Genomic DNA, 23,696 nt, shown 5'->3' with positions numbered 1-23,696 from the left:
AGGGGAAGGATTCAGCACAAGCGGGCTCCCGGTGCATCCAGCGACGACACCCAGGCGTCACTGTCGAAACCTGCGGCTGCAAATGCGGCCTGCACCGGTGTGGCGGCGGCAAGTGCCTGGTCGGCATCCTCGAACCAGGCGAACACGCTCGGACCGGCACCGGAGATGCCTGCGCCCATTGCATTGGCCGACAGCGCCGCATCACGGGCGGCTTCGAAGCCGGCAATCAATCCGGCCCGGCGCGGCTCCACCAGCACGTCGCGCAGTCCCGCGCGCACCAGTGCGGCATCGCTGCGATGGCAACCACTGAGCACCAGTGCGAGGTTCGCGCTCTGCGCCACGAACTCGCCCAGCGCATAGCTGCCCTGCAGGGCCTGGCGTGCGCGGCGTGTTTCCAGCACCGCATGCGGATGCACCAGCAGGCTGTGCCAGGTAGCCGGCACCGGAATCGGCAGCAGCCGGTCGGCCGTGCACAGCGCAAGACCACCCAGCAGCAGCGGCCCCACGTTGTCACCGTGGCGGCCACCACTGGCCACCGCCTCGCCATCCAGCGCAAACGGATACAACGCCTCGCGCGACAGCGGCACATCCAGCAGCGCGTTGGCGGCGACCAGCGCCGCAACACTCGACGCTGCCGAACCGCCCATGCCGGAACCGAACGGAATGCCCTTGTCGATCTCCACCGCGAAACCGAAGTCCAGGCCCAGCCCTGCGCGCAGCGACATCAACGCTGCACCCGCAGTGTTTCCAGCCGCATCCAGCGGCAACTCAATGGCACTGCCGCGGATCGCCTCGATGCGCACCAGCGGCTCATCGATGCGGCGCACGCTCACGGTATCGCCAATGCCGGCAATGGCATGGCCGAGAATATCGAAGCCCACCGCCACGTTGGCCACCGAGGCAGGCGCGAACGCACGTGCGATCACAGGCGCGCTCCTTCACCGGCCGCGACCCGCAGCAGGTCGGCAAACACACCCGCCGCGGTGACTTCCGGGCCGGCGCCCGGCCCCTGCACCACCAGCGGATTGTCACAGTAACGACGGGTGCGGAACTGGACCACGTTGTCGGTCAGCCGCAGGTTGGCGAAGGCATGATCGGCCGGCAGTTCCTGCAGGCCGACCGAGGCGCCGTCGGCACCCAGCCGTGCCACATAGCGCAGCACCGCCCCCCGCGCCCGCGCATCCTGCAGGCGTTGCAGCAAGCTGGCGTCGGACTCGCCCAGCCGCGCCATGAAGGCATCCACGCTGCCCTCGCGCAGCAGCGCCGGCACCAGGCTTTCCACCTGTACCTGTTCCAGGCTGAGCGCGTGGCCGGCTTCGCGGGCGAGGATCACCAGCTTGCGCGCCACATCCACACCCGAAAGATCATCGCGCGGGTCCGGCTCGGTGTAGCCCATCGACCGCGCCTGCGCGACCAGCTGCGAGAACGGCTGGCTGCCATCGAAGCGGTTGAACAGCCAGGCCAGCGTGCCGGAGAAGATGCCTTCAATCGCCAGCACCTCGTCACCGGTATCGACCAGATCGCGCAGCGTGGTGATCACCGGCAGGCCCGCGCCGACCGTGGCCTCGTAGCGGAAACGCGCGCCACTGGCCGCCGCTGCAGCACGGATGCGCTGGTAACGCGGCAGCGGCCCGGCACCGGCCTGTTTGTTCGGGGTGACCACATGGATGCCGGCCGCCAGCCAGCCCTCATAGCGCTCGGCCACCTCGGCACTGCCACTGCAGTCGATCACCACCGCATGCGGCAGGTGGGCGGCCAGCAGGTGTTCGGTGAAACGATCCAGATCGCTGGACTCGCCCGCTTCGCGCAAGGCCTCCCGCCAGTCGGCGTGCAGGCCATCCACTTCCAGGCGCATGCGCGAACGCGAGGCCAGCGCGCGCAGGCGCAGATCCACATTGGCCTTGGCCAGCAGCTGCGGGCGTGCGGCAAGCAACTGGTCCAGCAGTGCGGCACCGACGTTGCCCGGCCCGATCACACCGACCGCAAAGGTCTGCGGCGACAGCCAGAAGCCGGCATGTGCAGCGCGCAAGGCGCGGGTGGCATCGGCACTGTCCACCGCCACCGAAATGTTGCGCTCGGACGAGCCCTGCGCGATCGCCAGGATGTTCACCTGCGCACGGCCCAGCGCCTCGAACAGACGTGCGGCCACACCGGGCTGGCCGGCCATGCCGTCACCGACCGCGGCCAGCACGCTGACGCCCTCACTGACCTGCACGCGTTGCACCTGGCCCACCGACAGCTCATGCGCGAACGCGTGCAGCAGTGCCTCGCGGCCACGGCCGGCTTCAGCAGCACGCACCACGCAACAGATCGAATGTTCCGACGACCCCTGCGAGATCATCACCACCGACACCTGCGCCTGACGCAGGGCGGCAAACACACGCTCGGCGGTACCGGGCACACCGATCAGCCCGGTGCCTTCCAGGTTCAGCAGGGCCAAGCCGGGGCTCAGGGTCAGGCCCTTCACCGGCCCGCGCGGCGAGCGCTCGGCGCTGATGCGCGTCCCCGGATGCGCCGGCTGGAAGGTATTGCGGATGAAGATCGGCAGGCCGAGGCGGATCGCCGGCGACATCGTCTGCGGGTGCACCACCTTGGCGCCGAAATAAGCCAGCTCGCAGGCCTCGTCGTAGCTCAGCGACTCCAGCTGCACCGCCTCGGGCACCAGCCGCGGGTCGGCCGACAGCACGCCGTCGACATCGGTCCAGATGTGCAGTTCATCGGCGTTGAACAGCGCGGCGAAGATCGCGCCGGAGTAATCGCTGCCGTTGCGGCCGAGCGTGGTGATGCGGTCATGACGGTCACGGGCGACGAAGCCGGTGGCGACCAGGCGTGGCTGCGGATGCTGCAGGCGCCACTTGGCCAGGCGGTCGGCGCTGGCTTCCCAGTCGACATCCACGCCCAGTTCGCCATGTCCCACCACCAGTACGTCGCGCGCATCCAGCACTGCACAGTCTGCGCCCAGCGCCTGCAGGTGCGTGCCGAGCAGCTGCGCGGAAAACACTTCGCCCAGGCCCTGCACGCGGTCGAGTACTTCGCGTGGCAGCTCGCCGATCACCACCAACGCTGCCAGCACGTCGGCCAGTTGATCGAAGCGGGCATCGATCCATTCGACGGTCTCGCCCACCTGCTCGCCCAGCAGCGCCACAGCGGCGCCACGATGGCGCGCGCGCAGCGCATGCCAGGCCTCGCGCCAGCCGTCGTCCCCCTTGGCTGCCAGCTGGGCCAGATCGATCAGTGCGTCGGTGACGCCCTTCATCGCCGAGACGACAGTGACCTGCAGCGATTCGGGGCGGGCCAGCAGCAGGCCGGCAACATGGCGGTAGCGTTCGGCATCGGCCACCGAGGTGCCGCCGAACTTGTGCACGACGATGGACGGTGCAGCCAGATCGGCCGGGGCAACAGGATGAGCGGGGGCGTGGGAAGACATGCAGACCTCGGTAGGAGGCCCCGTCGCATGCAGGTGTCGAGTTTCCCCGCCACCTGTATGGTGCGGGGCCGTGGTTTTCGGGAGTTACACGAAGACGACGGGCCGCACCAGGGCAGTGGTGACGGTGGTGGTGGTAATGGTGGTGGTGGCGACCGGCGCAGTCGAACGGCCCGCAGTAACGGGGGCGATCAGGCTGGCGTGGGCGGCATCAAGAACCATGACGCACAGAGAACACCGTGCGCCGGGCCGCTGTCAAGTGCTGCGGCGCAAAAAGTCGTTGCCGCGATCATCGGCCAACGTGCCGACATTTGGTTGCATCTGAGACAAAGCGGCCATCAGTATGCTTGACGGCCACATTCAGCCGGCATGTTCGGCGATCGCGCGGGGCGTGCGATGCGCATGCGCGCACAGCATCACGCCGGCCACCAGGAACACGATCGCCAGCGCTTCGAGCAGCGAGGGCCAGCGCTGCTGCCAGGCGAATGCGTAGAGCAACGCGAACAGGGTCTCGAACACGATCATCTGGCCGGTCAGGGTCAGCGGCAGCAGGCGGCTGGCACGGTTCCAGAACGCATTGCCAAGGATCGAGGCGACCACCGCCACACCCGCGCTGATCGCCCAGAAACCACTCCACTGCGCCGCCGTGTGCCCGCCGGTGTGGCCGATGAAGGCCATCGGCACCAGCAGTAGAGCCAGGCCGCCGGTGGTGACACCGGTCAGCAGCGACCAGTCGTGGCTGGACAGATCCGGTCGGCGCGCCAGCCAGCGGCTGTTGCCGATCGAGTACAACGCCCACGAGAACAGCGCGCCGAACGCGCACAGCAGGCCGATCAGGCGCTGCCGCCACGGTGTCGCGAGGTGCTCAGACATCAGTGCTTCCCAGCCAACCAGTGCCACGCCCAGCACGCACAGGCCCAGTGCCGGCAGCAGCTGCTTCAGCGGCACCGCGCCCTGCTCGCGCACACCGACCAGGGTCACTACCACCGGAATCAGGCCGACAATCAAGGACGCCGCCGCACCGCCAGCCCACTGCACCGCCGTCGCCAGCAGCAGGAAGTACACCAGGTTCCCGGCCAGGCTCAGCCACAACAGGCCGATCCACTCGGCGCGGCCCAGCCGTGGTGCCAGCCGCTTCCAGCGCGGCAGCAGCAGGGCTACGGCGATCAGACCGTAGACCAGATAGCGGCCGGCCGACAGTTGCAGGGCATTGAACGACTGCAGCACGGCGGGCGCGAGGAAGACCACGCCCCACAGCGCGCCAGCGGCAACGCCATTGGCGATGCCCAGGGCCATCGGGTTGTTGCGCATTCGGGTTCTTCGGGGGGAGGAACAGGCCGCGCAGTGTAAGCGCTGGCCGCTGGGCGCTCTTGACCGAGGCTACTGCCCTCCCGCCTTTGTAGCGTCGAGCCATGCTCGACTGCCGTTCGCGAGGTGGCCGGTGCAGAAGCCGTCGAGCATGGCTCGACGCTACAGTCCGGCGTTCCTGCGCCACGCGGCGGGGGTCTGCCCACACTCACGGCGCAGCGCGCGGGTCAGTGCGCTCTGCTCGGAATAGCCTGCGGCCAGCGCGATATCACTGATCGGCGCCGTGCTGGTGCGCAGCTGGTGCTTGGCCCAGCGCAACCGGCTTGCACTGAGCCATGCCTGCGGGCTGAGCCCGAACTCACGCTGGAACAGCGCGTGCAACCGGCTCTCGCTGACCCCGACAGACGCGGCCATGCGCGCCACCGGCCACGCCTGGCCCGGATCGGCCTGCACTGCCGCACACAGTCCCTGCATGCGCGCGCCACTGCCGGCCGGTGCAAATACCTGCAGCAGCTGCGGCAGCAGGGCCGGCATCGGCTGCCCGTCCTGCACGCCCGCCAGGCGTTGTCGCAGCGCATGCGGCAGGTGCAGCCAGCGCTGCCGGCACAGATGCTCCTGCGTGCCGTCATCAAGCACGCCCGGAGGACAATCGACGATCACGAAACCGTTCGGGCCATCGGCCATCTGGTCATGCGCTTCGCCGGCCGCAACGAAAACCCCCTGCAGCAGGTCGAGGCGACCACCGCGGCCTTCCATCTCGAAGTGCAGTTCGCCCTGCAGCGGCAGCACCCACTGCGCGTAGTCATGGCGGTCCAGGCCGGTGGCCTGGCCGTAGTGCCGCAGATGGAAGATGGCGCCCATCCGGGCAGTGTGCGCGTGTAGCAACGGCCGTGCAAACCGCTGCTATAGTCGATCCGTCATCCAACGCAGGGAGTGCAGGACATGACCCATCGGCAGGTGTCACTGGTGCTCGCCAGCAGCCTCGGCCTGGCGCTCGCAGCTTCGGCGTCCGCACAGGAGCGTACGCCCCCGGCCCCGCACTGCATGGACGCGGTCGGCGTGCAGGAAGTGGAGCAGGCATCACCGCGCTCGATCGCACTGCGCGCCGCCTCCGGACAGGCCTATCGCATCGACTTCAGCGAGGATTGCCCCGGCGTCCGCGGTGCTACCTCGCTGAAGCTGGAAGCACCTGCCGGCTGGGCGTGCGGTCGTCCCAGCGAACGCGTCGTGGTCGACGGCCGCCGCTGCGGCATCAGCGCGGTCACCCCGCTGCAGGATCGCGACTACGCCAGCGTCGCCCGCGACAGCGACCGCCTGCGCACGGCCACCCTGCCCGCCGTGACCATCCGCGAGCGCAAGGAAATCCGCCGCAGCTTCGGCGGCTCGCCGTCGTACTGCTTCGCCACCCGCAACGTCCGCGCGTGGTCGTCCGACCCGCAGGGCGTGCTGGTGGAGACCAATCCGCGCCGCAATGGCGGCCACCGCTACTACCGGGTCGAACTCGGCAGCCACTGCCGCCAGCTCGACCGTGCGCCGCAGCTGAGCTTCCACTCGGGCCTGCAGAACGGCCTGATCTGTGGCAATCCCGGCGATCGGATCATGACTGCCGAGTTCGAGACAGACGATCTGCGCGGTGAAAGCATCGCCCCGCTGCCGCAGTACACCCGCGGCAGCTGCGCGATCCAGGCGGTCTACCCGGCCTCCAGCCAGGCGTCGAACTAACCCTCGACGCCAAGGAAGGTGAACGGTGCGCTGGGTACAAACTGGCCCAGTGCATCGCCGGCAAAGGTGTTGCGCTGGTCCTTGCCAAGATCGAGCTTGAGCACCTGGCCGCCGAAATCGACCTTGTTCAGATCGACCCAGAAGGTGTTCGGGGTCAACGCCGACTCGAAGAAGTACAGCCGCCGCTTGTGATCAGCCACCGTGCGCCAGCGCGTGGATGAGATGTTCGGCTCACCCGGCGTGGTGATGCCATACGGCACCGACGCATTGCGGATCACGCTGAACACACTGGCCAGGGCCTCCACCGGGTCTTCGGCCTTGGGAATGGCGTTGATGTAGAACGAGGCGCGCGCGAAACGATCGGCGGAGCGGTTGGTGCCCGGCAGCATCACCGTGCCACCGATCTGCTGCCAGTAACTGTTGAGGGCCAGCTGCTGCTCGAAGATCGGCGAGTTGGTCATCACCTGATAGCGCCGGTCATGGTGGATCACCTGGCGACCGCCGATGTACTCGACGATGGCGCTGTCGCCGGTGGCATCGGACAGCGACAGGTGCAGCGTCGCCTGGCGGTCTTCGCCCGGCACCTTGTCGGTGACGATCGAGTACGGCTCACGCTTGAGCGCCGCGACCGCCTCGTCCACGGTGGCGAAATTGTCCAGCACATACTGCGCCCACAGCGAGATCGCCAGTCCCGGCTTGTTGCCACGCTGCTGCGGATACTCCGATTCCACCAGCCACAGCAGGTTGGCCACCAGCCCCTTCTCGTTCATGCCATCGGTGGTCGACACGTCGTAGCCGGTGGCCACCACGCTGCCGTAGCGCGCAGTCCAGGCCAGCGATTTCGGACCGGCCAGGCCGGTGCGCGCGATGCCACGCGGCAACACGTAGAGGTTGGTCGCCACATCGACCTTCCAGTCCATCGAGCGCGCAGTGATCACATCGCCGTTGTCGCCCCGATACACCGCACGCGTGCAGGCCAGTGCCGGCGTGATCGCAGATGCCAGCGCCATGGCCAGCATTGCCTTTCCCTTCCACTTCATCCGTGCCATGTCGTTACGCTCCTTTCCCCGTGGTCCGTCGATCTGACCCGATCCATGGTGACACAGGGGTGAAGCCTCAGCGCACGAAGCGATCGTGCAGCCAGAAGCCCACCACCATGGCAGGCACGAACCACAGTGCTTCACGCGATGCGACAGCCAGCCCGGCGATGGCCGGTCCGGGGCAGTAACCAGCCCATCCCCAGCCGATACCGAACAGTGCAGCACCCAGCAGCAGGCGAGCATCGACATCACGCGCACTGGGTAGCTGGAAGCGCAGCGCGAACCACGGCTGCGCGCGTCGCAGTACCCAGCGCTGCCCGACGGCACTGACCAGCAGTGCCGAGCCCAGCACCCACATCAACGTCGGATCAAAATCACCGGCCACATCGAGGAAGCCGAGTACCCGACGCGCGTCGGTCATGCCCGAGAGCGCAAGCCCCGCGCCAAACAGCGCACCTGCCACCGCGGCGGCCACGACCGCGCGACTCATGCCAGGCCTCCGCCGTGACGGACCAGGAACGTGGTCAGCATCGCGCAGGCCATGAACACCAGCACTGCCAGCAGCGAGCGCTTCGAGCCGCGGGCCATGCCACAGACGCCATGACCACTGGTACAACCACTCCCCAGGCGCGTGCCGAAGCCCACCAGCAGGCCGGCGCCGATCAACTGCCAGGCGGGCAAGGCATCGCGCAGCAGCACACGTGGCGAGGCCTCGGGCAGCGACTGCCACCACAGCACCAGCCCCGCTGCTGCGAGCAGCCCCAGCAGGAATGCCCAGCGCCAGCCACGCTCGCCTTCCGCTGCGCGCAGGCTGCCCGCAGCGATCCCGCTGATACCCGCCACGCGCCCGACAGTGGCGAGCAGCAACACCGCGGCGGCGCCGATCAGCGCTCCGCCAGCCACCGCAGTCCATGGCAGGTTCATGCCCTGCCCTCTTTCACGCCGCTCATGGGATTGCCCTTTGATTTAGATTTATCTAAATTAGACACTTCTAAACAAAAAGGTCAACCATGGCCCGCACCCCGCTCGACAGCGCCGCCATGGCCGAACACGCCGCCGAGGCTGCAGCCCTGCTCAAAAGCCTGGCCCATCCTGCGCGGCTGCGCGTGCTGTGCCGCCTGGTCGAAGGTGAGGCACCGGTGCCGGAACTGCAGGCACTGACCGGCCTCAGCGCATCGGCGCTGTCACAGCATCTGGCGGTGTTGCGCGAACTGGATATTGTCGCGACGCGTCGCGAAGCGCAGGCCATCCACTACCGCGTGATTGAAGGGCCCGCACTAGGCGTGCTGCAGGCGCTGCATGCCGCCTACTGCGGCGGCACTTCGCGTTGACGCTCAGCCGGCGTGCAGGGCAGGCTGCACGACGTTGTCGAGCAGATCCACCGGGGTCGGCGCCGAACGATCACCTTCCAGCGCCCGGCTGAAACCCGACCAGTCGCTGGCCGACAGCTGGCGCAGCAATGCTGCATCCACCGGCAACGCGCGCATCGACCAGTACGGAAACTGACGCTGGCCCAGGCGGCCGCGCGCCAGCTCGATGATGTCGACATGGCTGCCGGCCTGCAGGATGCGCTCGTACACCGAATCGATACCGTCCGGCGGCCCCTCGATGTACTGCAGGAATCGCCCGCCGTCATGCAGCAGCACACCGGTCACGCCCGCCATCTTGTTGAAGCGGGCGGCGTCGTCGACCAGCGCCTGCAACCGTTCAGCGGAAAGATCCGGCAACGCCTGGCTGACGTAGGCGATGGCACGCAGTGGCATGGTGCTTCCTTGACAAGATGTACACCCACGGTAGCAGTTGCGGACGAGTCCGTCTCAGTGCCCGTGGATGTTTCCTGAAGAATTCAGTTTGCCGCTGCAGGCAGCCCTTCTGCGCGTCTCGGCAGCAGGGCTTCGAACACCACCTGCCCGGCCTCGTTGCGCGCTGCGATGCGCCCCCCGTGCGCACGCACGAACTGATCGACGATATACAGGCCCAGCCCCAGGCCCTTGCTCTGGTGGAAGCTGGCCTTGAACGGTTCGAACAGCCGCGGCAGCAGCGCGTCGTCGATCCGGCCGGCATTGCTGACCCGCAGCAGCACGCTGCGCGGGTCGCGCCCGTCCACCTCCACCCTCGCCTCGCTGCCATGGGTGAGCGCGTTGCCGACCAGATTGGCGGCAACCTGGCCGAGACGGTCCAGATCGCCCTGCAGCCGCGTATCGCCGTGCATGTCCAGATGGATCCGGTCCGCGCCATGCGCGCTGCCCGCTTCGGCCACCACCGCGCGGGTCACGTCGGCCAGATCGCAGGCACTGGCCTGCAGGCGCAGGCCGCCGCTGCGGATCCGTGAGAAGTCCAGCAGCTGTTCGACCATGCGTGCCATGCGCAGAGTGCTGGCCTCCAGGTACTGCAGGGTCTGCTGCGCGCCCGCATTGTCCTGCGGGATCTCCATCGCCAGCTTGTCACTGCACAGCAGGATCGCCGACAGCGGCGTGCGCAGGTCGTGGGTCAGCACCGCCGCCATTGTTTCGTTGAGCTTGAGCGCGCGTTCCAGCGCCTCGTTGCGCGCCTTCAGCAGCTGCCGCTGCTGGTACAGCTCGATGAAGACGTTGACCTTGCTCAGGATCACCTGCGGCGCCACCGGCTTGTGCAGGAAATCGACCGCACCGCTCTCGTAGCCCTTGAACACGCGCAGGGGATCATCCGGGGAGGCGGTCAGGAAGATGATCGGCACGTCGCGGCTGCGATGCGAACCGCGCATCAGTTCGGCCAGGGTGAAGCCATCGATCTCCGGCATGTGCACGTCCAGCAGGGCCAGTGCCACCTCGTGCTCGAGCAGCAGCTCCAGCGCCTGCGCGCCGGAACCGGCCAGCAGCAGATTCACGCCTTCGCGCTGCAGCAGCGCCTGCATGGCCACCAGGTTCTGCGGCACGTCATCGACGATCAGCAGGTTGACCGGGGACTGCGACTGCGCAGGGTCCGGTGGCAGCAGGTTCATGCAAACAACTCCTTCAGGCGACGACACATCAGTTCAAGGGGCAGCACGGCATCGGCGCCGGCGTACTGCAGGGCGGAGGCCGGCATCATCGACGCTTCGGCTTCCTCGGGACATTGCAGCCAGGCACGGCCACCGGCGCGGCGCACGGCGGCAACGCCCTCGCTTCCATCACTGCTGGCACCGGTCAGCAGCAGGGCCAATACCCGCCTGCCGAACACCGCAGCAGCGGAGTCGAAAAGCGGATCGATGGCCGGACGGGAGAACAGCACCGGCGCATCCACCGACAACGCCACCACCCCCTCGTCCTCCACCAGCAGGTGGTAATCCGGCGGCGCGAACGTCACCGTGCCCGGCCGCAGCGGCTGCTTGTCCTCGGCTTCGCGCAGCGGCAGCGCGCAGTACGGCGCCAGCACCTCGGCGATGCGGCTGGTACGGTCACGCGGCAGGTGCAGCACGGCCAGTACCGGCACCTGCAGCGTCGCCGGCAGCGCACCGAGTACCGCCTGCAGGGCCGCCACGCCACCGGCAGACGCGCCGATCACCAGCACGGCAGGACGCGCCGGCAGCGCCATCAGGCCACCTTCCGGTACAGGCGGTGCTCGCGCGAACAGACCTCGAAGGCGTCATGGTGGCATCCGAACTGCAGCGATTCCTTGCTGCCAAGACCGAGGAAGCCCCGGTGCACCAGCGCTTCGCGGAACAGGCCGACAGCGCGGTCCTGCAGGTCGCGGTTGAAATAGATCAGCACGTTGCGGCACGACACCAGGTGCACTTCGGAGAACACGGTATCGGTCGCCAGGCTGTGGTCGGCGAACACCACGTTGCGGCGCAGCTGGCGGTCGAACACCGCGCCGTCGTAGGCCGTGGCATAGTAGTCGGACAACGACGCCGTGCCACCGGCCGCCAGATAGTTGCGGCTGAACTGGGCCATCCGGTCGATACCATAGGCGCCCGCCTCGGCGGTGGCCAGCGCGGCCGGATTGATGTCGGTGGCATAGACGATGCTGCGATCAAGCAGGCCTTCCTCATGCAGCAGGATCGCCAGCGACCACACTTCCTCACCGGTGCTGCAACCGGCCACCCACAGCTTCACCGAGGGATAGGTGCGCAGTACCGGCACCACCTGCTCGCGCAGTTCACGGAAATACGCTGGATCACGGAACATCTCCGAGACCTGCACGGTGAAGAACTGCATGGCCTGGGCGAACAGCTCCGGCTCGTGCAGCAGCCGGTACTGCAGGTCGACCAGCCGTTCGCACTCATAGCGCTGCATCGCCTGGCGCATGCGCCGGCGCAGCGACGACACCGCATAGCTGCGGAAATCGTAGTGGTAGCGCTGGTACAGCGCCTCCAGCAGGACCTTCAGCTCCAGGTCGAACAACGCCTGTTCGTTCATTGCCGCGAGCACCAGACCCGGCACAGCGAGACCAGCTTGTCGACGTCGATGGGCTTGGCGATGTAGTCGTTGGCACCGGCCTGCAGGCACCGCTCGCGGTCATCGGGCATGGCCTTGGCGGTCAGCGCGATGATCGGCAGGTCCTGCAGGTGACGTTGCGCGCGGATCTCGCGCATCGCGGCCAGGCCGTCCTTCTCCGGCATCATGATGTCCATCAGCACCAGGTCGACCTCGCGCTCAGCCAGGCGATCCACCGCTTCCTGGCCGTTACGCGCGATCTCCAGCGTCACGCCCAGCGGCTCAAGCACGCTGGACAGCGCGAAGATGTTGCGCACGTCATCCTCGGCCAGCAAAACAGTACGGCCATCGAGCACGGTGTCGCGACGGCGGGCCTCGCGCAGCAGGCGCTGCTGGTCGGTGGGCAGGCTGGCTTCCACGCTGTGCAGGAACAGGGTGACTTCATCCAGCAGGCGTTCGGGCGAACGCGCGCCCTTGATGATGATGCTCTTCGAATAGCGGCGCAGGCGCTGCTCTTCCTCGCGGCCGAGCGCGCGACCGGTATAGACGATCACCGGCGGGAAGCCGACATCATCGTTGCCGGCCATGTGCTCGAGCAGGTCGTAGCCGCTGCCGTCGGGCAGCGACAGGTCCATCACCATGCAGTCGAAGGTGACCGTGCTGAGCTGCTCCAGCGCGCCGGCCAGCGTTCCCACTGCAACGATCTGGAGCTGATCACGGCCCAGCAACAGTTCCAGGTTGTGGCGCAGCTCGCTGTCGTCCTCGACGATCAGCAGGCGCCGCACGTCGCGCTGGCTGGTCTGTTCCAGCTGTTCGATGGCCGTCACCAGCCGCTCGCGCGTGGTCGGCTTGATCGCGAAACCAATCGCACCCAGCTCGCGCGCCACCTGGCTGCGGTCCATCGCCGAAACCACGTGCACCGGGATATGCCGGGTATCGGGGTTGCGCTTCAGGCGCTCCAGCACGCTCAGGCCGGACACGTCCGGCAGGCCGATATCGAGCAGGATGCCGTTGGGGCGCAGTTCGCTGGCCAGGGTCAGCGCCTCTTCGGCGGTCCCGGCCACCACGCAGTCGAAGTCCAGTTCATGCGCCAGGGCCACCAGCGCTTCGGCGAAGGTAGCGTCGTCCTCGACGGCCAGGATCAAGCGGCCGGCGCGTTGGCGACGGCTGCGGTCATCGGCCACGCTGGCGGTGGCGGGCGCCACGGATGCAACGGTCGGTGCGACAGCGGTGCGCGCAGCGATCGGCGGCGCAGGCTGCGGCGCAGGCGCTATTGAGGCGGCGGCAGGCACTTCGCCCGGTTCCGAAACCGGCGCGCCCTGCAACGGCAGTTCCAGGATGAAACAGCTGCCGCGACCCGGTTCACTGTCGACCTGGATGCTGCCACCCATGCGCTCGGCCAGATCGCGCGAGATCGACAGGCCCAGGCCGGTGCCACCGTAGCGGCGGCGGGTGCTGCCATCGGCCTGGCGGAAGGCTTCGAAGATGACCTGCAGCTGCTCGCGGGCAATGCCGATACCGCTGTCGCAGACCTCGAAACGGATGCGTCCTTGACCGCCCGCACGCACGTGCAGGCTGACCTTGCCATGCTCGGTGAACTTCACCGCATTGGCCAGCAGGTTCTTCAGGATCTGCTGCAGGCGCTGGCTGTCGACCACCAGCTGGCTCGGCGCCAGCGCATCGGCCTCGATCTGCAGGGCCAGGCCCTTCTGCCGCGCCATCGGCTCGAAGGTCTCGCGCAGGCGCTGCAGCACGCTGTCGGTCACCACCACTTCATCGGCCAGCTCGACGTGGCCGGCCTCGATGCGCGACAGGTCCAGGATGTCGTTGATCAGCGCCAGCAGATCGTTGTTGGACGACAGGATCGCACGCGCATACTTCACCTGTTCCTCGGTGAGCGTGCCGTCCTTGTTGTCGGCCAGCAGCTTGGCCAGGATCAGCGAGCTGTTCAGCGGCGTGCGCAGCTCGTGCGACATGTTGGCCAGGAACTCGGACTTGTAGCGCGAGGTGGCGGCCAGTTCGTTGCTGTTGCGCACCAGCTGGCTCTGCGCGACCAGCAGCGCCTGCTTCTGCGCCTCCAGCTCGTGGGTGCGCTCTTCCAGCTGGACGTTGCTCTGTTCCAGCTCGGCCTGCTGTTCTTCCAGATGGCTCTGCGACTGCAGCAGGCTGCGGCTCTGTTCTTCCAGTTCCTCATTGGCCACGCGCAGCTCTTCCTGCTGGGCCTGCAGCTCCTCGCCCTGGCGCTGCGATTCCTCCAGCAGCACCACCAATTGCGCGCGCAACAGCGAGGCACGCAGCGCCATGCCGATGGTCTCGGCACAGCGCTCCAGCAGCTCGATATCGAGTCGATCCTGTTCGCCGGCGCGGGTGCGTCCCAGTTCAATGATGCCCACCACCGCACCATCGCTGCTGATCGGCGCCAGGATGCGCTCGCGCACCGGCAACCGCCCCAGGCTGGTCTGCAGCTCAAGCACCGCATCATCCCCCCCATGCAGGTGGCGGATGCGTTCGTCCCGTGCCACCTGCCCGGCCACGCCCTCCTGCAATGCCAGCGACGCCGGCATACCGGACGGCAACGCCAGACCGCCGGTCAGCTGCAGTCTTCCCCCTTCCAGACGGTAGACGGCGGCGACGTCGGCCTGCAGCTGAGCCCCCAGGCTGGTTGCCGCCGCCTCGGCGATCTGCTCCGGACCCAGATCACCGCGCAGGCTCATCGCCACCGCGTTCTCGGCCTCCTGCAGCCACAGCGCGCGCATCGCGTCGCGCCGCGCCTGGATGGCGCGGGAGACGATCAGCGCGATCATCAGGAACGCACACCCGCCAATGCTGCGGTTGACGAACGAGAACGCCGAGTTGGAGCTGGCCGGGGCAACGTTGTAGCCGATGATCAACAGGATGCAGGCGACGACGGCCACGATGAACGGCGCGCGTGCACTGCGCTGGAACAGCGTGACGCCAACGGCGAGGAAATACGCCAGCCAGACGGCATAGCCCAGCGGAACCACCAGTTCCAGCGCAATGGTCGCAGCCAGCAGTACGGCGGAGGTCATCCAGATCCAGCGGTCACGCGTAGTCGCACCAGGACGCATGCAGGTCGGTTCCAGAACACAAAGGGTGGGTGATGGTACTCCGTGTCGTATTCAGCCGCACAGGACAAATGGCACGTGTCCCGCCTCCACGCCTCCTTCACACTTGAATGCCTAGCTTCACGTCCCTCACAGGGGTAACACTTATTTTTACGTGGACGCTGCCGCCTCTACGACGTCCGTACTGACGGACCCTTCCCGCCAACTGCGACTGCTGATCGACAGCGTGCGCGACCATGCGCTGTACCTGCTTGATCCTGATGGCATCGTCTGCAGCTGGAACCCGGGTGCGGAGCGCATCAAGGGCTACTCAGCCGATGAAGTGGTGGGTACCCACTTTGGTCGCTTCTACCTGGCCGCCGACCGCGAGGCAGGGGAACCGCAGCGCCTGCTCCGCCTCGCAGCGCAGCACGGTCACGTCGCCAGTGAAGGCTGGCGGGTGCGCCGCGATGGCTCTTCTTTCCGTGCCAGCGTGGTCATCGAGCCGGTCGTCGAAGCAGGCGAGCTGCTCGGCTTCGTCAAGATCACCCGCGACATCACCGAGCAGTGGCAGGCACAGCGGCTGCTGCGTGATGCCCAGCGTGCGCTGCGCAATACCCAACAGTTCGAGACCGTCGGCCGCCTCAGCCGCGGGCTGTCGCACGAGTTCAACAATCTGTTGACCACCATCGGCAACGCCCTGGACCTGCTGTCCCTGCGCGTGAACGGTGACGATGCACGGGCCGCCGAGCTGCTTGGTGCGGCGCAGACTGCGACCGATCGTGGTGCGCTGCTGACCCGCCAGCTGCTGGCCTTCAGCACCGGCCAGACCCTGATCCGCGAACCACTGGATATCAATGCGCTGATACGGCAGTGGCTGCCGGACCTGCAACGCGCCTGCCCGCCCACGGTGGTGCTGGATGCCCAGCTGGCGCCCGGCCTGCCTGCGATCAACACCGATGCGCTGCAGCTGCAGACGGCGCTGGCCAATCTGGTCGCCAATGCCGCGGATGCTACCCTTGAAGGCGGCCGCATCCTGATCGGCACTGCGCTGGAACATCGCCTCGATCCGGATGCGGACTCCACGCTGCAACGTGGCTATGTCACCCTCAGCGTCTGCGATGAGGGCCACGGGATGGCGGCCGACATCGCCGAACGGGCGACCGAGCCGTTCTTCACCACCAAGGACATCGGCAAAGGCAGCGGCCTGGGCCTGAGCCAGGTGTTCGGATTCACTACCCAGAGCGGCGGCTTCGTCGACGTGTCCACCACGCCCGGTGTCGGCACCACGGTCAGCCTGCTGCTCCCCGCAATGGAGGACCCTGCCGATGACCGATGACCCGATCCGCGTATTGATGGTGGAAGACCAGACCGATCTGCGTGAAATGATCGGCCTGGCCCTGCGCGACCTCGGCATCGACGTGGCCACGACCGCCGATGCGCATGAGGCCGCCGCCCTGCTGAAGGGCGAAGCGCGTTTCGACGTGGTGTTCAGCGACGTCAGCATGCCCAACGGCATGTCCGGCATCGAACTGAGCGAGCATGTGGCGCGCGAACAGCCGCAGGCGCGGATGATCCTGTCGTCCGGTTATGCGCGCTCGCAACTGCCGCCCCTGCCGGAACAGGTGGAATTCCTGCCCAAGCCGTATCGGCTGCGCCAGTTGGTGCAGTTGTTGAAGCAGGCGTAATCCACGTTGCCCCGGCAGCAGGGCCCTGCGGTCAACCCGTCATCGCTCCCCGCTGGAACGAAGCCAGCAGTGTAGAGGCTGCCGCTGCCGGCGCCAGCCGACCGCGCGCCAGTGACCAGGTGATGCCGTAGAAGCAGGTCCAGTAGAAGTCCGCGAGCCACACTGCGGTGAAACCAACATTGAACTCTCCGGCCGCCTGACCACGCAGGAAGAAGGCCTCGAAGCGCTCGCCGATCGGCGCCCAGCGCTCCGGCAGCAGATGCAGGTCACCCTGGCGCTGCTGCTCTTCCATCATCCGCGCGAACAGCAGCGTTACCAGCTCCCAGTCCGCCAGCAGCGTGGCGGTGACTTGCTCCAGCACGTGGCGCGCGTCACCGCCCTCATCGAACCAGACCGCCGCCGCTTCCACGCGCTCGAAGCCGGCCGCGAACAGTGCCTCGTCGATCGCCTCCCGGGTGGGCGCAAACCGGTACAGGGTCGCGCGGCTGATACCGGCCCCGCGCGCGAGTTCGCTGAGGGTGCAGCGTGGATGGCTGACCAGGGTGGCCGCCAGCGCGTGGGGCAGGTCGCGGCGGGTGCGTGCTGCGGCAGGTCGCATGAAAGCGCTGAGGTGTGGGTTCGCCCTCACGCTAGCATGAATCACCAATTAATAAACTGAATCAAAGATGATTCATTCGGATCACCGATGCGCTAAAACAGGGATGCGTCCGGTGCACCCGGGTCGGTGCACGGCAGGGAACGCGTCACAGGCATCGAAGGAGACAACGCCATGCTGCATCCACTACGCGATATCGCTGTGTTGTTCGACGCCAGCGACACCGGGGACCGCGTTCTCAACATCGCCGCCCATCTGGCGCAGGCACAGCAGGCCCATCTGGTCGCGGTCTCCACCGCCCAGCATCCCACCGACATCGCCAACGGCTTCGCGCGCGGTGCCGGCATCGCCGCCGCGCTCGACCACGAGGCGCGCGCGGATGCCGCCTGCACCGCGCAGCTGATGCAGAACCTGCGTGCCGTGTCCGAGCCGCTGCAGATCAGCACCGAACTGCGCATCGTCTCGGACTATCTCGGCGGCGCCGACCTGGCCCTGCAGTCGCTGTACTGCGACCTGATCATCGCCGGCTATCCGCGTACTCCCGGCGCCCCTTCTGGCTGGCACCCGCTGGGAACGCTGCGCCAGACCGGCGTGCCGATGCTGCTGGTGCCACCGCATTGGCATGGCGACCAGGTCGGCCATCGCATCGTGGTGGCCTGGAATGCCAGCAAGCAGGCACGTCGTGCGGTAGCCGATGCGTTGCCGCTGCTCGCACGTGCGAAAGCGGTGCACCTGCTGATGGTCGACACGCCCAAGGCCGAGGCCACACCTGGCGCCGAGATGGCCCAGCACCTGGCGCGGCACGGCGTCGAAGTAGAGATCCAGGCGATCAGTTCAAGCCAGGGCGGCGTTGCCGCGACCATCCGCCAGCACGTGCTCGATGCCGACGCCGACCTGCTGGTGCTGGGCCCCTACAGCCGCAGCCGGGTGGTCGAGCGTGTGCTCGGCGGGGTCACCGAGGATCTGCTGGCCGAAGTACCGGCGCCCTTGTTCGTGTCGCACTAGTGCCGCCCTGCCCTGCCCGGCGATAGCCGGTCAGCGACTGCCCGGTGTGCCGCCGGAAGTAGCGGCACAGGTAGGACGCATCCTCGAAGCACAGTCGCTCGGCGATGCGACCGATCGGTAATTCGCTGTAGGTCAGCAGCGCCTTGATTTCCAGCACCACCTGGCGATCAATCAACGCCTTTGGCGTTTCGTCGAAGCACTCGCGGGTCAGCTGCGAAAGATAGAACGGGGTGATGCACAGCGCGTCGGCATAGGACTGCACGTCGCGCTGGCGCGTACTGCGCTCACCGACCAGTTCCCAGAAATTCCAGGCCAAGCGCTCGCGTCGGCTGACCTGCGCCACGGCCAGACTGCGCGCCGGCAACAGCGTTGCGAATTTGAGGAAGAACGTCTGCAGCAGGTTGCGCAGCATCACGTGACGATAGCGGCCGCCATTGTGCTGTGCATCCATCAACTGCTGCAGCCAGCCCTGCAGCAGCGGCACGTCCAGCGGCGACGGCACGCAGTGGGGCTGATCGTGCAGGAACTTGAACAGTGCATTGGGCAGCACATAGGCCACCTCCGATGCCAGCGCCTTGGGCATCAGGCAGACCACCGCCAGAAAGCCGCGTGAGCGCTGCCGCAGCAGCGCCAGCGTGTCCTCTGCCAGCACCAGCACATCGTGCCGCTGCACCGCTACCTCGCGGAAGTTCAGTGCAAAGCGTGCGCGCCCCGATACGCATACCAGCACCGCCAGATAAGCGTGGCCGAACGACAACGGGATGCCTTGCCCTTCGGCCAGCGTACTGACCTCCAGGCGCATGGATTCGTCCTGGTCCAGGAGCTGGGGTACGCGATCCATGGGCCGATCCGGCTGTATTCCGGGCCCCAGCATACCCGGGCTCGGCCACCCGTTGTGAAAAGTACCGAAACCATCAAGGTCCCGCTCTGGGCCGATCGCGCCTGGCGCCCTAGCCTGTGCACTCTCTTTGTTCCCGTGGAATTGACATGCAGCTGCACACCGAACGCTTGATCCTTCGCCCCTGGCGCGACACCGACGCTGCCGATCTGTACGAGTACGCCCGCGACCCGCGCGTGGGCCCCATCGCCGGCTGGCCGGTGCACACCAGCGTTGAGGAAAGTACCGAAATCATCCGCACCGTCTTCAACCGGCCAGAGGTCTACGCGCTGCAGAGCCGCGAGGACGGCCACGCGATCGGCTGTGTCGGCATCCTGATCGGCACCGACAGCAACTTCGAGATCAGCGATCGAGAGGGTGAGATCGCCTACTGGATCGGCGTTCCGTACTGGGGCCGCGGACTGGTGCCCGAAGCGGTGCGCGAAGTGATGCGGCACGCCTTCATGCAACTGGAACTGGACGCACTGTGGTGCGGCTACTTCGCTGACAACCTGCAATCGCTCAGCGCACAGAGCAAATGCGGTTTCCAGCATCACCATACCGAAGTGAACAAGTTCAACAGCTTCCTCGGCGACTACCGCACCGAGCACATCAGCCGCATCACCCGCGAGCAATGGTTTGCCCTGCAGGCCACCTTGCCAGCATGAGCGAAGTTCAGGCCGACGTGCGCTGCATGAACAGAAGTTCCGGCGTCGAGGACGCATCAACCTGCTGGAAACCGAGGTCGCGATACAGGGCCACGGCAGCTGCGTTGTCACGATAGACGCGCAACGTGAGGCGCTGCACACCGTCTTCGCGCAGTGCCTGTGTACTCAAGGCCTGCATGAGCAGCCGGCCAAGGCCGCGCCCGCGTGCCAGCGGGGAAACAATGATGCGACCCAGGTGCGCGGTGCCGGCGTCTGTCATCCAGTACTGGCCAAAGCCCAGGCACCGGCCCTGCTCGTCCAGCAGCGCCCAGCCCGGCCTCGGCCCGAGTTCGAGCACCTGCGCGAACCGTTCCTGCGGCAAGGGAAACGGCACGCCGGGGCCCGCCCAGCGCTGGGTGGCCTCGGCGGAATCAAGCCAATCGGCAATGGTGTCGTAGTGGGAAGGCTGGACGGCGCAAAGGCTTGGTTTCATGACCCGCATGGTGCGTCATTCGTGGCGATTAGACACGCTGCGTGGCGACACTTGAGTTTTGTCATAGGACAATAAACAATTCCAGGCGTCCAGCCCATTCCCCCTTCGGGAGATCCCATGTTCAAAGGCCTCAGCGGGTTTCCACTGACCCCGCTCTCTGAAGCCGGCATCGACTTTCGTGCGTTTGCCGGACTGATCGAGCGCCTGGCCGATTCCGATGTTGATTCGATGGGCGTGCTTGGCTCCACTGGCAGCTACGCCTATCTGGAGAAGCACGAGCGCAAGCGCGTGCTTCGCGAAGCCCTGGCGCACGCAGGAGGCGTACCGGTCATCGCCGGCATCGGTGCACTGCGTACCCACGATGTGCTGGAGCTGGCCCTGGACGCCGAGGATGCAGGTGCTGCAGGCCTGCTGCTCGCCCCCGTGTCTTACCACCCCCTGAAGGACCATGAGGTGCAAGCACTGTTTGAGACCATTTGTACGGCGGTGCGTACACCGATCTGCGTCTACGACAATCCAGGCACCACGCACTTCCGCTTCTCCGATGCCTTGCATGGCCGGATCGCCGCGCTGCCCAACATCGCTTCGATCAAGATTCCGCGCCTCGCTGATGATCCCGTCGAGGCTGACGCGCGCGTTGCTGCACTCCGTGCGTGTGTTCCCGCACATGTGACCCTGGGCGTCAGTGGTGACGCCTCGGCGGTGCGTGGACTGCTGGCGGGGTGCGATGGCTGGTATTCGGTGACCGCCGGACTGTTCCCCGAGGTTGCGCTGCAGATCATGCGGGCCGTGGGTAGTGACGATGAAGAGGGTGCTATTGCCCTGTCTGCCCGGCTGGCGCCGCTGTGGTCCCTGTACGACCGGTTCGGCGGGATTCGCGTCATGGCCTGCGCGGCGGCACTGCTGGGACTGTGCTGCGAGGACTGCCTGCCGCTGCCGTTGCAGGGGCTGCGTGGTGGCGAGCGCGAGGAGGTGGCGGCGGTGCTGGGCGGGCGGGGGTTGTTGTAGAACCCCGGAGTGCGGCTGCCAGGCGCCTGCGGAAGATGGTGACCCCGGCCCGATTCGAACGGGCGACCTTCCCCTTAGGAGGGGGACGCTCTATCCAGCTGAGCTACGGGGCCATTGGCAGCGGGAAAGGATACCTCGTCTGGCTGAATGGACCAAGCGCGGGGCGTTCTGCAGGGCACTCGGAGTAGATATGCTGGCCCGCCGCGACCCGTTGTGAACTGGATGTCCGACGTCTGGCGAACCCTCTCCGCCCTCGGCGACAGCCGCTGGCTGCTGCCGATGGCCCTAGTGCTACTGATCACCCTGCCCCGTGCAGACGCACGCCTGAAATGGCGATGGCTGCTGGCCATCGCCGTCACCGCCGGCGTCACGCTTGCCTCAAAGCTGGCCTTCATGGGCTGGGGGATTGGCATCAAGAGCGTGCACTTCACCGGTTTCTCCGGGCACGCCGCGATGTCCAGTGTCGTCTATCCAGTCGTTGGTGTACTGCTTGCCGGCCCCGGCAAGCGCGCACGGGCGATCGGCCTGGCAATCGGCGTGCTGCTGGCCACCGCCATTGCCTGGTCACGAATCCCGCTACATGCGCACAGCCTTTCGGAGGTCATTGCCGGGCTGATGCTTGGATTGGGCTGCAGCACGTGGGCAACGCACGCCGCGGGTCCCTCGTCTCGACCAAGCGCAGTGGCAGCAGTTGCTGCCGTACTCGCGGGAATGGTCCCGCCCCTCGCATTGCCCGATGTCCACACACACCAGCTCGTCATCGCGTTGGCAAAGCTCATCTCTGGCAGGACCGAGATCTTCCAGCATTTCTGAGAACCGCCAACGCGACTCCACATTTCCTTCACGTTCCTTGACAGGGCAAATGAATAGCAGCCAACATAGCGGTGGAAAAATTTCCCTCACGGAGTAGGAGACCCCGTAGATGAAGAAGATGATTGCCGCCCTGGCCCTGCTGGGTCTGTCCTCGCCGGTGTTCGCTCAGGAAGCTCCTGTCGCCGCCGAAACCAGCGCTGAAGTTGCTGGCGCTGAAGCTGCTGGCGCTGCCGCCACCGGCACCCTGACCACCGTCGCCACCGTGGGCCTGGGCGTTGCCGCTGCTGGCGTGCTGTACAGCGTTGCTGCGGACAGCAGCAAGGATGACGCGGGCAACAACAATGGTGGCGGCACCACCAACCCGCCGACCGGCACCACGGGCACCACCGGCACGACCGGCACCACCCGCTGATCGACACGCCGACGTAGCACCCCGCCCTCGCCGGGCGTCAGTTCGGCGAGGGTTTTTTCATGCCCGATCGGGCCAGGAACAGATTTCGATGGACTGCAAGCGTTTCGTAGCCACAATGACGGTGGCACTCACCCTGACCGGCTGCATGTGGGCGCCAGGCCAGCATCTTCGCTCGAGCACCTTCGCTCGCGATGATCAGCCCATTGGCAACGACCAGATCGAACTGATTCCGATCACGCCCAAGCTGATCGCCATGGAGCGCGCCACTCGCGATGTCGCGGCACTGCCCGCCGCCCTGACCCAGTATCAGCCGGGCCCCTACCGCATCGGTGCGGGCGACATTCTCTACATCACCGTATGGGATCATCCCGAACTGACGGTACCCGCTGGCCCCCAACAGCAATTGAATGCTGCCGGCCGCCCCGTCCAATCGGATGGAACACTGTTCTATCCCTACATCGGCAAGATCAGCGCGTCGGGCAAGACACCTGCAGAGCTGCGTGAAGAGCTGACATCCAAGCTCGCCCGCTACATCGAGGCGCCACAGGTGGATGTATCACTACTGACGTACGCAAGCCAACGCGTGTGGGTTACCGGCGCCTCGCGCCAGCCCGCCACCGTTGCGCTCACGGTCGTGCCCTTGACGTTGGGCGATGCCATCAGCCAAGCGGGCCTGGACCCGACGCAAGCGGACCTCTCCGGCGTACGCCTCACCCGCAACGGCACCACCTACACCATCGACCTGGATCGACTTGGCCGCAACGGCGGAGGCGACACCAATGTGTTCCTGGCTGCCGGCGATCATATTTACGTGCCTTACCTGGATCACAAGGAAGTGTTCGTGGTAGGTGAAGTCAATCAACCCGGTGCACTGAACTTCAAGACCGGCGAGATTTCCCTGAGCCAGGCACTTGGCCGAGCACGCGGCCTGTTGCAGACCACCTCCAACGGCAACGCTGTCTACGTGATCCGCGGCTCGAATGACCTGCAGAGCACTCCGTCGCAGGTGTTCCACCTGGAAGCGAAGTCACCCGCTGCATTTGCCGTGGCCAGCCAGTTCGACCTGCAGCCCGGCGATGTCGTGTTTGTCGGCGCCGCTGGCGTGACCCGCTGGAGCCGGTTCGTGAACCAGCTGCTACCCTTCACCGCCATCATCAGCAACGCTGCCAGCGCGCGCAACGATCTGGACAAGTAACGTGGTCTCT

The 23,696-nt window shown here is 66.7% G+C and carries 25 protein-coding genes and 1 tRNA gene; 10 read left to right on the top strand and 16 right to left on the bottom strand.

Features of this window, described 5'->3' with window-relative positions:
- Nucleotides 1–11: 11 nt before the first annotated feature.
- The 4 genes from MG068_RS09410 to MG068_RS09395 all read right to left on the bottom strand — a co-directional run bounded on the left by MG068_RS09410 (nt 12) and on the right by MG068_RS09395 (nt 5,593).
- Nucleotides 12–926: a homoserine kinase gene (locus MG068_RS09410; RefSeq protein WP_132810002.1), complete on the bottom strand. Its 915-nt coding sequence runs from the start codon at nt 924–926 to the stop codon at nt 12–14.
- Nucleotides 923–3,427: a bifunctional aspartate kinase/homoserine dehydrogenase I gene (gene thrA, locus MG068_RS09405; protein ID WP_132810001.1), complete on the bottom strand. Its 2,505-nt coding sequence runs from the start codon at nt 3,425–3,427 to the stop codon at nt 923–925. The genes MG068_RS09410 and thrA overlap by 4 nt, the downstream gene beginning before the upstream one ends.
- Before the next feature lie 357 nt (nt 3,428–3,784).
- Nucleotides 3,785–4,735, bottom strand: a complete 951-nt coding sequence (locus MG068_RS09400) for a DMT family transporter (RefSeq protein WP_049462024.1) — start codon at nt 4,733–4,735, stop codon at nt 3,785–3,787.
- A 159-nt stretch (nt 4,736–4,894) separates the two neighbouring features.
- A complete protein-coding gene (locus MG068_RS09395) occupies nt 4,895–5,593 on the bottom strand; it encodes a helix-turn-helix domain-containing protein (RefSeq protein ID WP_049462025.1) in 699 nt (232 codons plus the stop codon).
- A gap of 81 nt (nt 5,594–5,674) precedes the next feature.
- On the opposite strand from MG068_RS09395, the gene MG068_RS09390 reads away from it, so the two are divergent.
- The gene (locus tag MG068_RS09390) at nt 5,675–6,454 is read left to right on the top strand and encodes a DUF6491 family protein (RefSeq protein WP_071228890.1); all 780 of its coding nucleotides are present in this window, start codon (nt 5,675–5,677) and stop codon (nt 6,452–6,454) included.
- On the opposite strand, the gene MG068_RS09385 is transcribed toward MG068_RS09390, so the two are convergent.
- From MG068_RS09385 to MG068_RS09375, 3 genes are all read right to left on the bottom strand, one after another.
- Complete coding sequence (locus MG068_RS09385) at nt 6,451–7,503, bottom strand: linear amide C-N hydrolase (RefSeq protein WP_049462027.1); 1,053 nt, start codon at nt 7,501–7,503, stop codon at nt 6,451–6,453. The two genes, MG068_RS09390 and MG068_RS09385, sit on opposite strands and share 4 nt — an antisense overlap.
- 67 nt (nt 7,504–7,570) lie before the next feature.
- Nucleotides 7,571–7,984: a DUF6691 family protein gene (locus MG068_RS09380; protein ID WP_032127422.1), complete on the bottom strand. Its 414-nt coding sequence runs from the start codon at nt 7,982–7,984 to the stop codon at nt 7,571–7,573.
- Nucleotides 7,981–8,418 (bottom strand): YeeE/YedE family protein, encoded by a 438-nt coding sequence (locus MG068_RS09375; RefSeq protein ID WP_032127423.1) that lies wholly within the window; start codon nt 8,416–8,418, stop codon nt 7,981–7,983. Before MG068_RS09375 ends, MG068_RS09380 begins: the two co-directional genes overlap by 4 nt.
- Before the next feature lie 86 nt (nt 8,419–8,504).
- Here MG068_RS09375 and MG068_RS09370 point away from each other — a divergent pair, with 86 nt between their 5' ends.
- On the top strand, nt 8,505–8,825 hold the full coding sequence (locus MG068_RS09370; RefSeq protein WP_049398524.1) for an ArsR/SmtB family transcription factor: 321 nt from the start codon (nt 8,505–8,507) through the stop codon (nt 8,823–8,825).
- Between the two features lie 3 nt (nt 8,826–8,828).
- Here the strand turns inward: MG068_RS09370 and MG068_RS09365 are convergent, their stop codons facing one another.
- The 5 genes from MG068_RS09365 to MG068_RS09345 all read right to left on the bottom strand — a co-directional run bounded on the left by MG068_RS09365 (nt 8,829) and on the right by MG068_RS09345 (nt 14,977).
- Nucleotides 8,829–9,257: a BLUF domain-containing protein gene (locus tag MG068_RS09365; protein ID WP_032127425.1), complete on the bottom strand. Its 429-nt coding sequence runs from the start codon at nt 9,255–9,257 to the stop codon at nt 8,829–8,831.
- Between the two features lie 83 nt (nt 9,258–9,340).
- Nucleotides 9,341–10,474: a hybrid sensor histidine kinase/response regulator gene (locus tag MG068_RS09360; RefSeq protein WP_032127426.1), complete on the bottom strand. Its 1,134-nt coding sequence runs from the start codon at nt 10,472–10,474 to the stop codon at nt 9,341–9,343.
- The gene (locus MG068_RS09355; protein WP_132810000.1) at nt 10,471–11,046 is read right to left on the bottom strand and encodes a chemotaxis protein CheB; all 576 of its coding nucleotides are present in this window, start codon (nt 11,044–11,046) and stop codon (nt 10,471–10,473) included. The genes MG068_RS09360 and MG068_RS09355 overlap by 4 nt, the downstream gene beginning before the upstream one ends.
- The gene (locus tag MG068_RS09350; RefSeq protein ID WP_032127427.1) at nt 11,046–11,870 is read right to left on the bottom strand and encodes a CheR family methyltransferase; all 825 of its coding nucleotides are present in this window, start codon (nt 11,868–11,870) and stop codon (nt 11,046–11,048) included. The genes MG068_RS09355 and MG068_RS09350 overlap by 1 nt, the downstream gene beginning before the upstream one ends.
- The gene (locus MG068_RS09345) at nt 11,867–14,977 is read right to left on the bottom strand and encodes a response regulator (RefSeq protein ID WP_132809999.1); all 3,111 of its coding nucleotides are present in this window, start codon (nt 14,975–14,977) and stop codon (nt 11,867–11,869) included. Before MG068_RS09345 ends, MG068_RS09350 begins: the two co-directional genes overlap by 4 nt.
- A gap of 151 nt (nt 14,978–15,128) precedes the next feature.
- On the opposite strand from MG068_RS09345, the gene MG068_RS09340 reads away from it, so the two are divergent.
- Together MG068_RS09340 and MG068_RS09335 are read left to right on the top strand one after the other, a co-directional pair.
- A complete protein-coding gene (locus tag MG068_RS09340; RefSeq protein WP_071228896.1) occupies nt 15,129–16,292 on the top strand; it encodes a two-component system sensor histidine kinase NtrB in 1,164 nt (387 codons plus the stop codon).
- Nucleotides 16,282–16,641, top strand: coding sequence for a response regulator (locus tag MG068_RS09335; RefSeq protein WP_010482617.1), 360 nt, complete (start codon nt 16,282–16,284; stop codon nt 16,639–16,641). Before MG068_RS09340 ends, MG068_RS09335 begins: the two co-directional genes overlap by 11 nt.
- Nucleotides 16,642–16,672: 31 nt before the next feature.
- Here MG068_RS09335 and MG068_RS09330 read toward each other — a convergent pair whose 3' ends face one another.
- Nucleotides 16,673–17,239, bottom strand: coding sequence for a TetR/AcrR family transcriptional regulator (locus tag MG068_RS09330; RefSeq protein ID WP_071228897.1), 567 nt, complete (start codon nt 17,237–17,239; stop codon nt 16,673–16,675).
- 171 nt (nt 17,240–17,410) lie between these two features.
- On the opposite strand from MG068_RS09330, the gene MG068_RS09325 reads away from it, so the two are divergent.
- A complete protein-coding gene (locus tag MG068_RS09325; protein ID WP_032127431.1) occupies nt 17,411–18,241 on the top strand; it encodes a universal stress protein in 831 nt (276 codons plus the stop codon).
- On the opposite strand, the gene MG068_RS09320 is transcribed toward MG068_RS09325, so the two are convergent.
- The gene (locus tag MG068_RS09320; RefSeq protein ID WP_132809998.1) at nt 18,189–19,082 is read right to left on the bottom strand and encodes a helix-turn-helix domain-containing protein; all 894 of its coding nucleotides are present in this window, start codon (nt 19,080–19,082) and stop codon (nt 18,189–18,191) included. The genes MG068_RS09325 and MG068_RS09320 overlap by 53 nt on opposite strands.
- Nucleotides 19,083–19,228: 146 nt before the next feature.
- On the opposite strand from MG068_RS09320, the gene MG068_RS09315 reads away from it, so the two are divergent.
- Nucleotides 19,229–19,786 carry a GNAT family N-acetyltransferase gene (locus MG068_RS09315; RefSeq protein WP_132809997.1) on the top strand — a complete coding sequence of 186 codons (558 nt, stop codon included), beginning with the start codon at nt 19,229–19,231 and terminating at the stop codon, nt 19,784–19,786.
- A gap of 7 nt (nt 19,787–19,793) precedes the next feature.
- Here the strand turns inward: MG068_RS09315 and MG068_RS09310 are convergent, their stop codons facing one another.
- Nucleotides 19,794–20,258 carry a GNAT family N-acetyltransferase gene (locus tag MG068_RS09310; protein ID WP_206138696.1) on the bottom strand — a complete coding sequence of 155 codons (465 nt, stop codon included), beginning with the start codon at nt 20,256–20,258 and terminating at the stop codon, nt 19,794–19,796.
- Nucleotides 20,259–20,375: 117 nt separating this feature from the next.
- Between MG068_RS09310 and MG068_RS09305 the strand changes: the two genes are divergently transcribed.
- Complete coding sequence (locus MG068_RS09305; RefSeq protein ID WP_132809995.1) at nt 20,376–21,266, top strand: dihydrodipicolinate synthase family protein; 891 nt, start codon at nt 20,376–20,378, stop codon at nt 21,264–21,266.
- Nucleotides 21,267–21,302: 36 nt separating this feature from the next.
- Here MG068_RS09305 and MG068_RS09300 read toward each other — a convergent pair.
- A tRNA-Arg gene (locus tag MG068_RS09300) sits at nt 21,303–21,379 on the bottom strand.
- Between the two features lie 109 nt (nt 21,380–21,488).
- Here MG068_RS09300 and MG068_RS09295 point away from each other — a divergent pair.
- The 3 genes from MG068_RS09295 (at nt 21,489) to MG068_RS09285 (ending at nt 23,686) form a co-directional block, all read left to right on the top strand.
- On the top strand, nt 21,489–22,079 hold the full coding sequence (locus MG068_RS09295; protein WP_132809994.1) for a phosphatase PAP2 family protein: 591 nt from the start codon (nt 21,489–21,491) through the stop codon (nt 22,077–22,079).
- A 109-nt stretch (nt 22,080–22,188) separates the two neighbouring features.
- On the top strand, nt 22,189–22,491 hold the full coding sequence (locus MG068_RS09290; protein WP_132809993.1) for a hypothetical protein: 303 nt from the start codon (nt 22,189–22,191) through the stop codon (nt 22,489–22,491).
- A gap of 88 nt (nt 22,492–22,579) precedes the next feature.
- Nucleotides 22,580–23,686, top strand: coding sequence for a polysaccharide biosynthesis/export family protein (locus MG068_RS09285; protein WP_132809992.1), 1,107 nt, complete (start codon nt 22,580–22,582; stop codon nt 23,684–23,686).
- Nucleotides 23,687–23,696 lie beyond the last annotated feature (10 nt).

The sequence above is a fragment of the Stenotrophomonas sp. ASS1 genome (assembly GCF_004346925.1).
Lineage (GTDB): Bacteria > Pseudomonadota > Gammaproteobacteria > Xanthomonadales > Xanthomonadaceae > Stenotrophomonas > Stenotrophomonas maltophilia_A.
Note: the sequence above shows the minus strand (reverse complement) of the source record. Positions and strands in the feature narration are given on the sequence as shown.

Bases quoted from the DNA above. Each gene is read 5' to 3' on its own strand.
- MG068_RS09355 (WP_132810000.1), bottom strand. From the start codon at position 11,046: ATGGCGCTGCCGGCGCGTCCTGCCGTGCTGGTGATCGGCGCGTCTGCC.
- MG068_RS09400 (WP_049462024.1), bottom strand. From the start codon at position 4,735: ATGCGCAACAACCCGATGGCCCTGGGCATCGCCAATGGCGTTGCCGCT.
- MG068_RS09365 (WP_032127425.1), bottom strand. From the start codon at position 9,257: ATGCCACTGCGTGCCATCGCCTACGTCAGCCAGGCGTTGCCGGATCTT.
- MG068_RS09325 (WP_032127431.1), top strand. From the start codon at position 17,411: ATGCTGCATCCACTACGCGATATCGCTGTGTTGTTCGACGCCAGCGAC.
- MG068_RS09295 (WP_132809994.1), top strand. From the start codon at position 21,489: ATGTCCGACGTCTGGCGAACCCTCTCCGCCCTCGGCGACAGCCGCTGG.
- MG068_RS09395 (WP_049462025.1), bottom strand. From the start codon at position 5,593: ATGGGCGCCATCTTCCATCTGCGGCACTACGGCCAGGCCACCGGCCTG.
- MG068_RS09285 (WP_132809992.1), top strand. From the start codon at position 22,580: ATGGACTGCAAGCGTTTCGTAGCCACAATGACGGTGGCACTCACCCTG.
- MG068_RS09360 (WP_032127426.1), bottom strand. From the start codon at position 10,474: ATGAACCTGCTGCCACCGGACCCTGCGCAGTCGCAGTCCCCGGTCAAC.
- MG068_RS09345 (WP_132809999.1), bottom strand. From the start codon at position 14,977: ATGCGTCCTGGTGCGACTACGCGTGACCGCTGGATCTGGATGACCTCC.
- MG068_RS09385 (WP_049462027.1), bottom strand. From the start codon at position 7,503: ATGGCACGGATGAAGTGGAAGGGAAAGGCAATGCTGGCCATGGCGCTG.
- MG068_RS09290 (WP_132809993.1), top strand. From the start codon at position 22,189: ATGAAGAAGATGATTGCCGCCCTGGCCCTGCTGGGTCTGTCCTCGCCG.
- MG068_RS09315 (WP_132809997.1), top strand. From the start codon at position 19,229: ATGCAGCTGCACACCGAACGCTTGATCCTTCGCCCCTGGCGCGACACC.
- MG068_RS09380 (WP_032127422.1), bottom strand. From the start codon at position 7,984: ATGAGTCGCGCGGTCGTGGCCGCCGCGGTGGCAGGTGCGCTGTTTGGC.
- MG068_RS09375 (WP_032127423.1), bottom strand. From the start codon at position 8,418: ATGAACCTGCCATGGACTGCGGTGGCTGGCGGAGCGCTGATCGGCGCC.
- MG068_RS09330 (WP_071228897.1), bottom strand. From the start codon at position 17,239: ATGCGACCTGCCGCAGCACGCACCCGCCGCGACCTGCCCCACGCGCTG.
- MG068_RS09370 (WP_049398524.1), top strand. From the start codon at position 8,505: ATGGCCCGCACCCCGCTCGACAGCGCCGCCATGGCCGAACACGCCGCC.
- MG068_RS09350 (WP_032127427.1), bottom strand. From the start codon at position 11,870: ATGAACGAACAGGCGTTGTTCGACCTGGAGCTGAAGGTCCTGCTGGAG.
- MG068_RS09335 (WP_010482617.1), top strand. From the start codon at position 16,282: ATGACCGATGACCCGATCCGCGTATTGATGGTGGAAGACCAGACCGAT.
- MG068_RS09305 (WP_132809995.1), top strand. From the start codon at position 20,376: ATGTTCAAAGGCCTCAGCGGGTTTCCACTGACCCCGCTCTCTGAAGCC.
- MG068_RS09390 (WP_071228890.1), top strand. From the start codon at position 5,675: ATGACCCATCGGCAGGTGTCACTGGTGCTCGCCAGCAGCCTCGGCCTG.
- thrA (WP_132810001.1), bottom strand. From the start codon at position 3,427: ATGTCTTCCCACGCCCCCGCTCATCCTGTTGCCCCGGCCGATCTGGCT.
- MG068_RS09320 (WP_132809998.1), bottom strand. From the start codon at position 19,082: ATGGATCGCGTACCCCAGCTCCTGGACCAGGACGAATCCATGCGCCTG.
- MG068_RS09310 (WP_206138696.1), bottom strand. From the start codon at position 20,258: ATGAAACCAAGCCTTTGCGCCGTCCAGCCTTCCCACTACGACACCATT.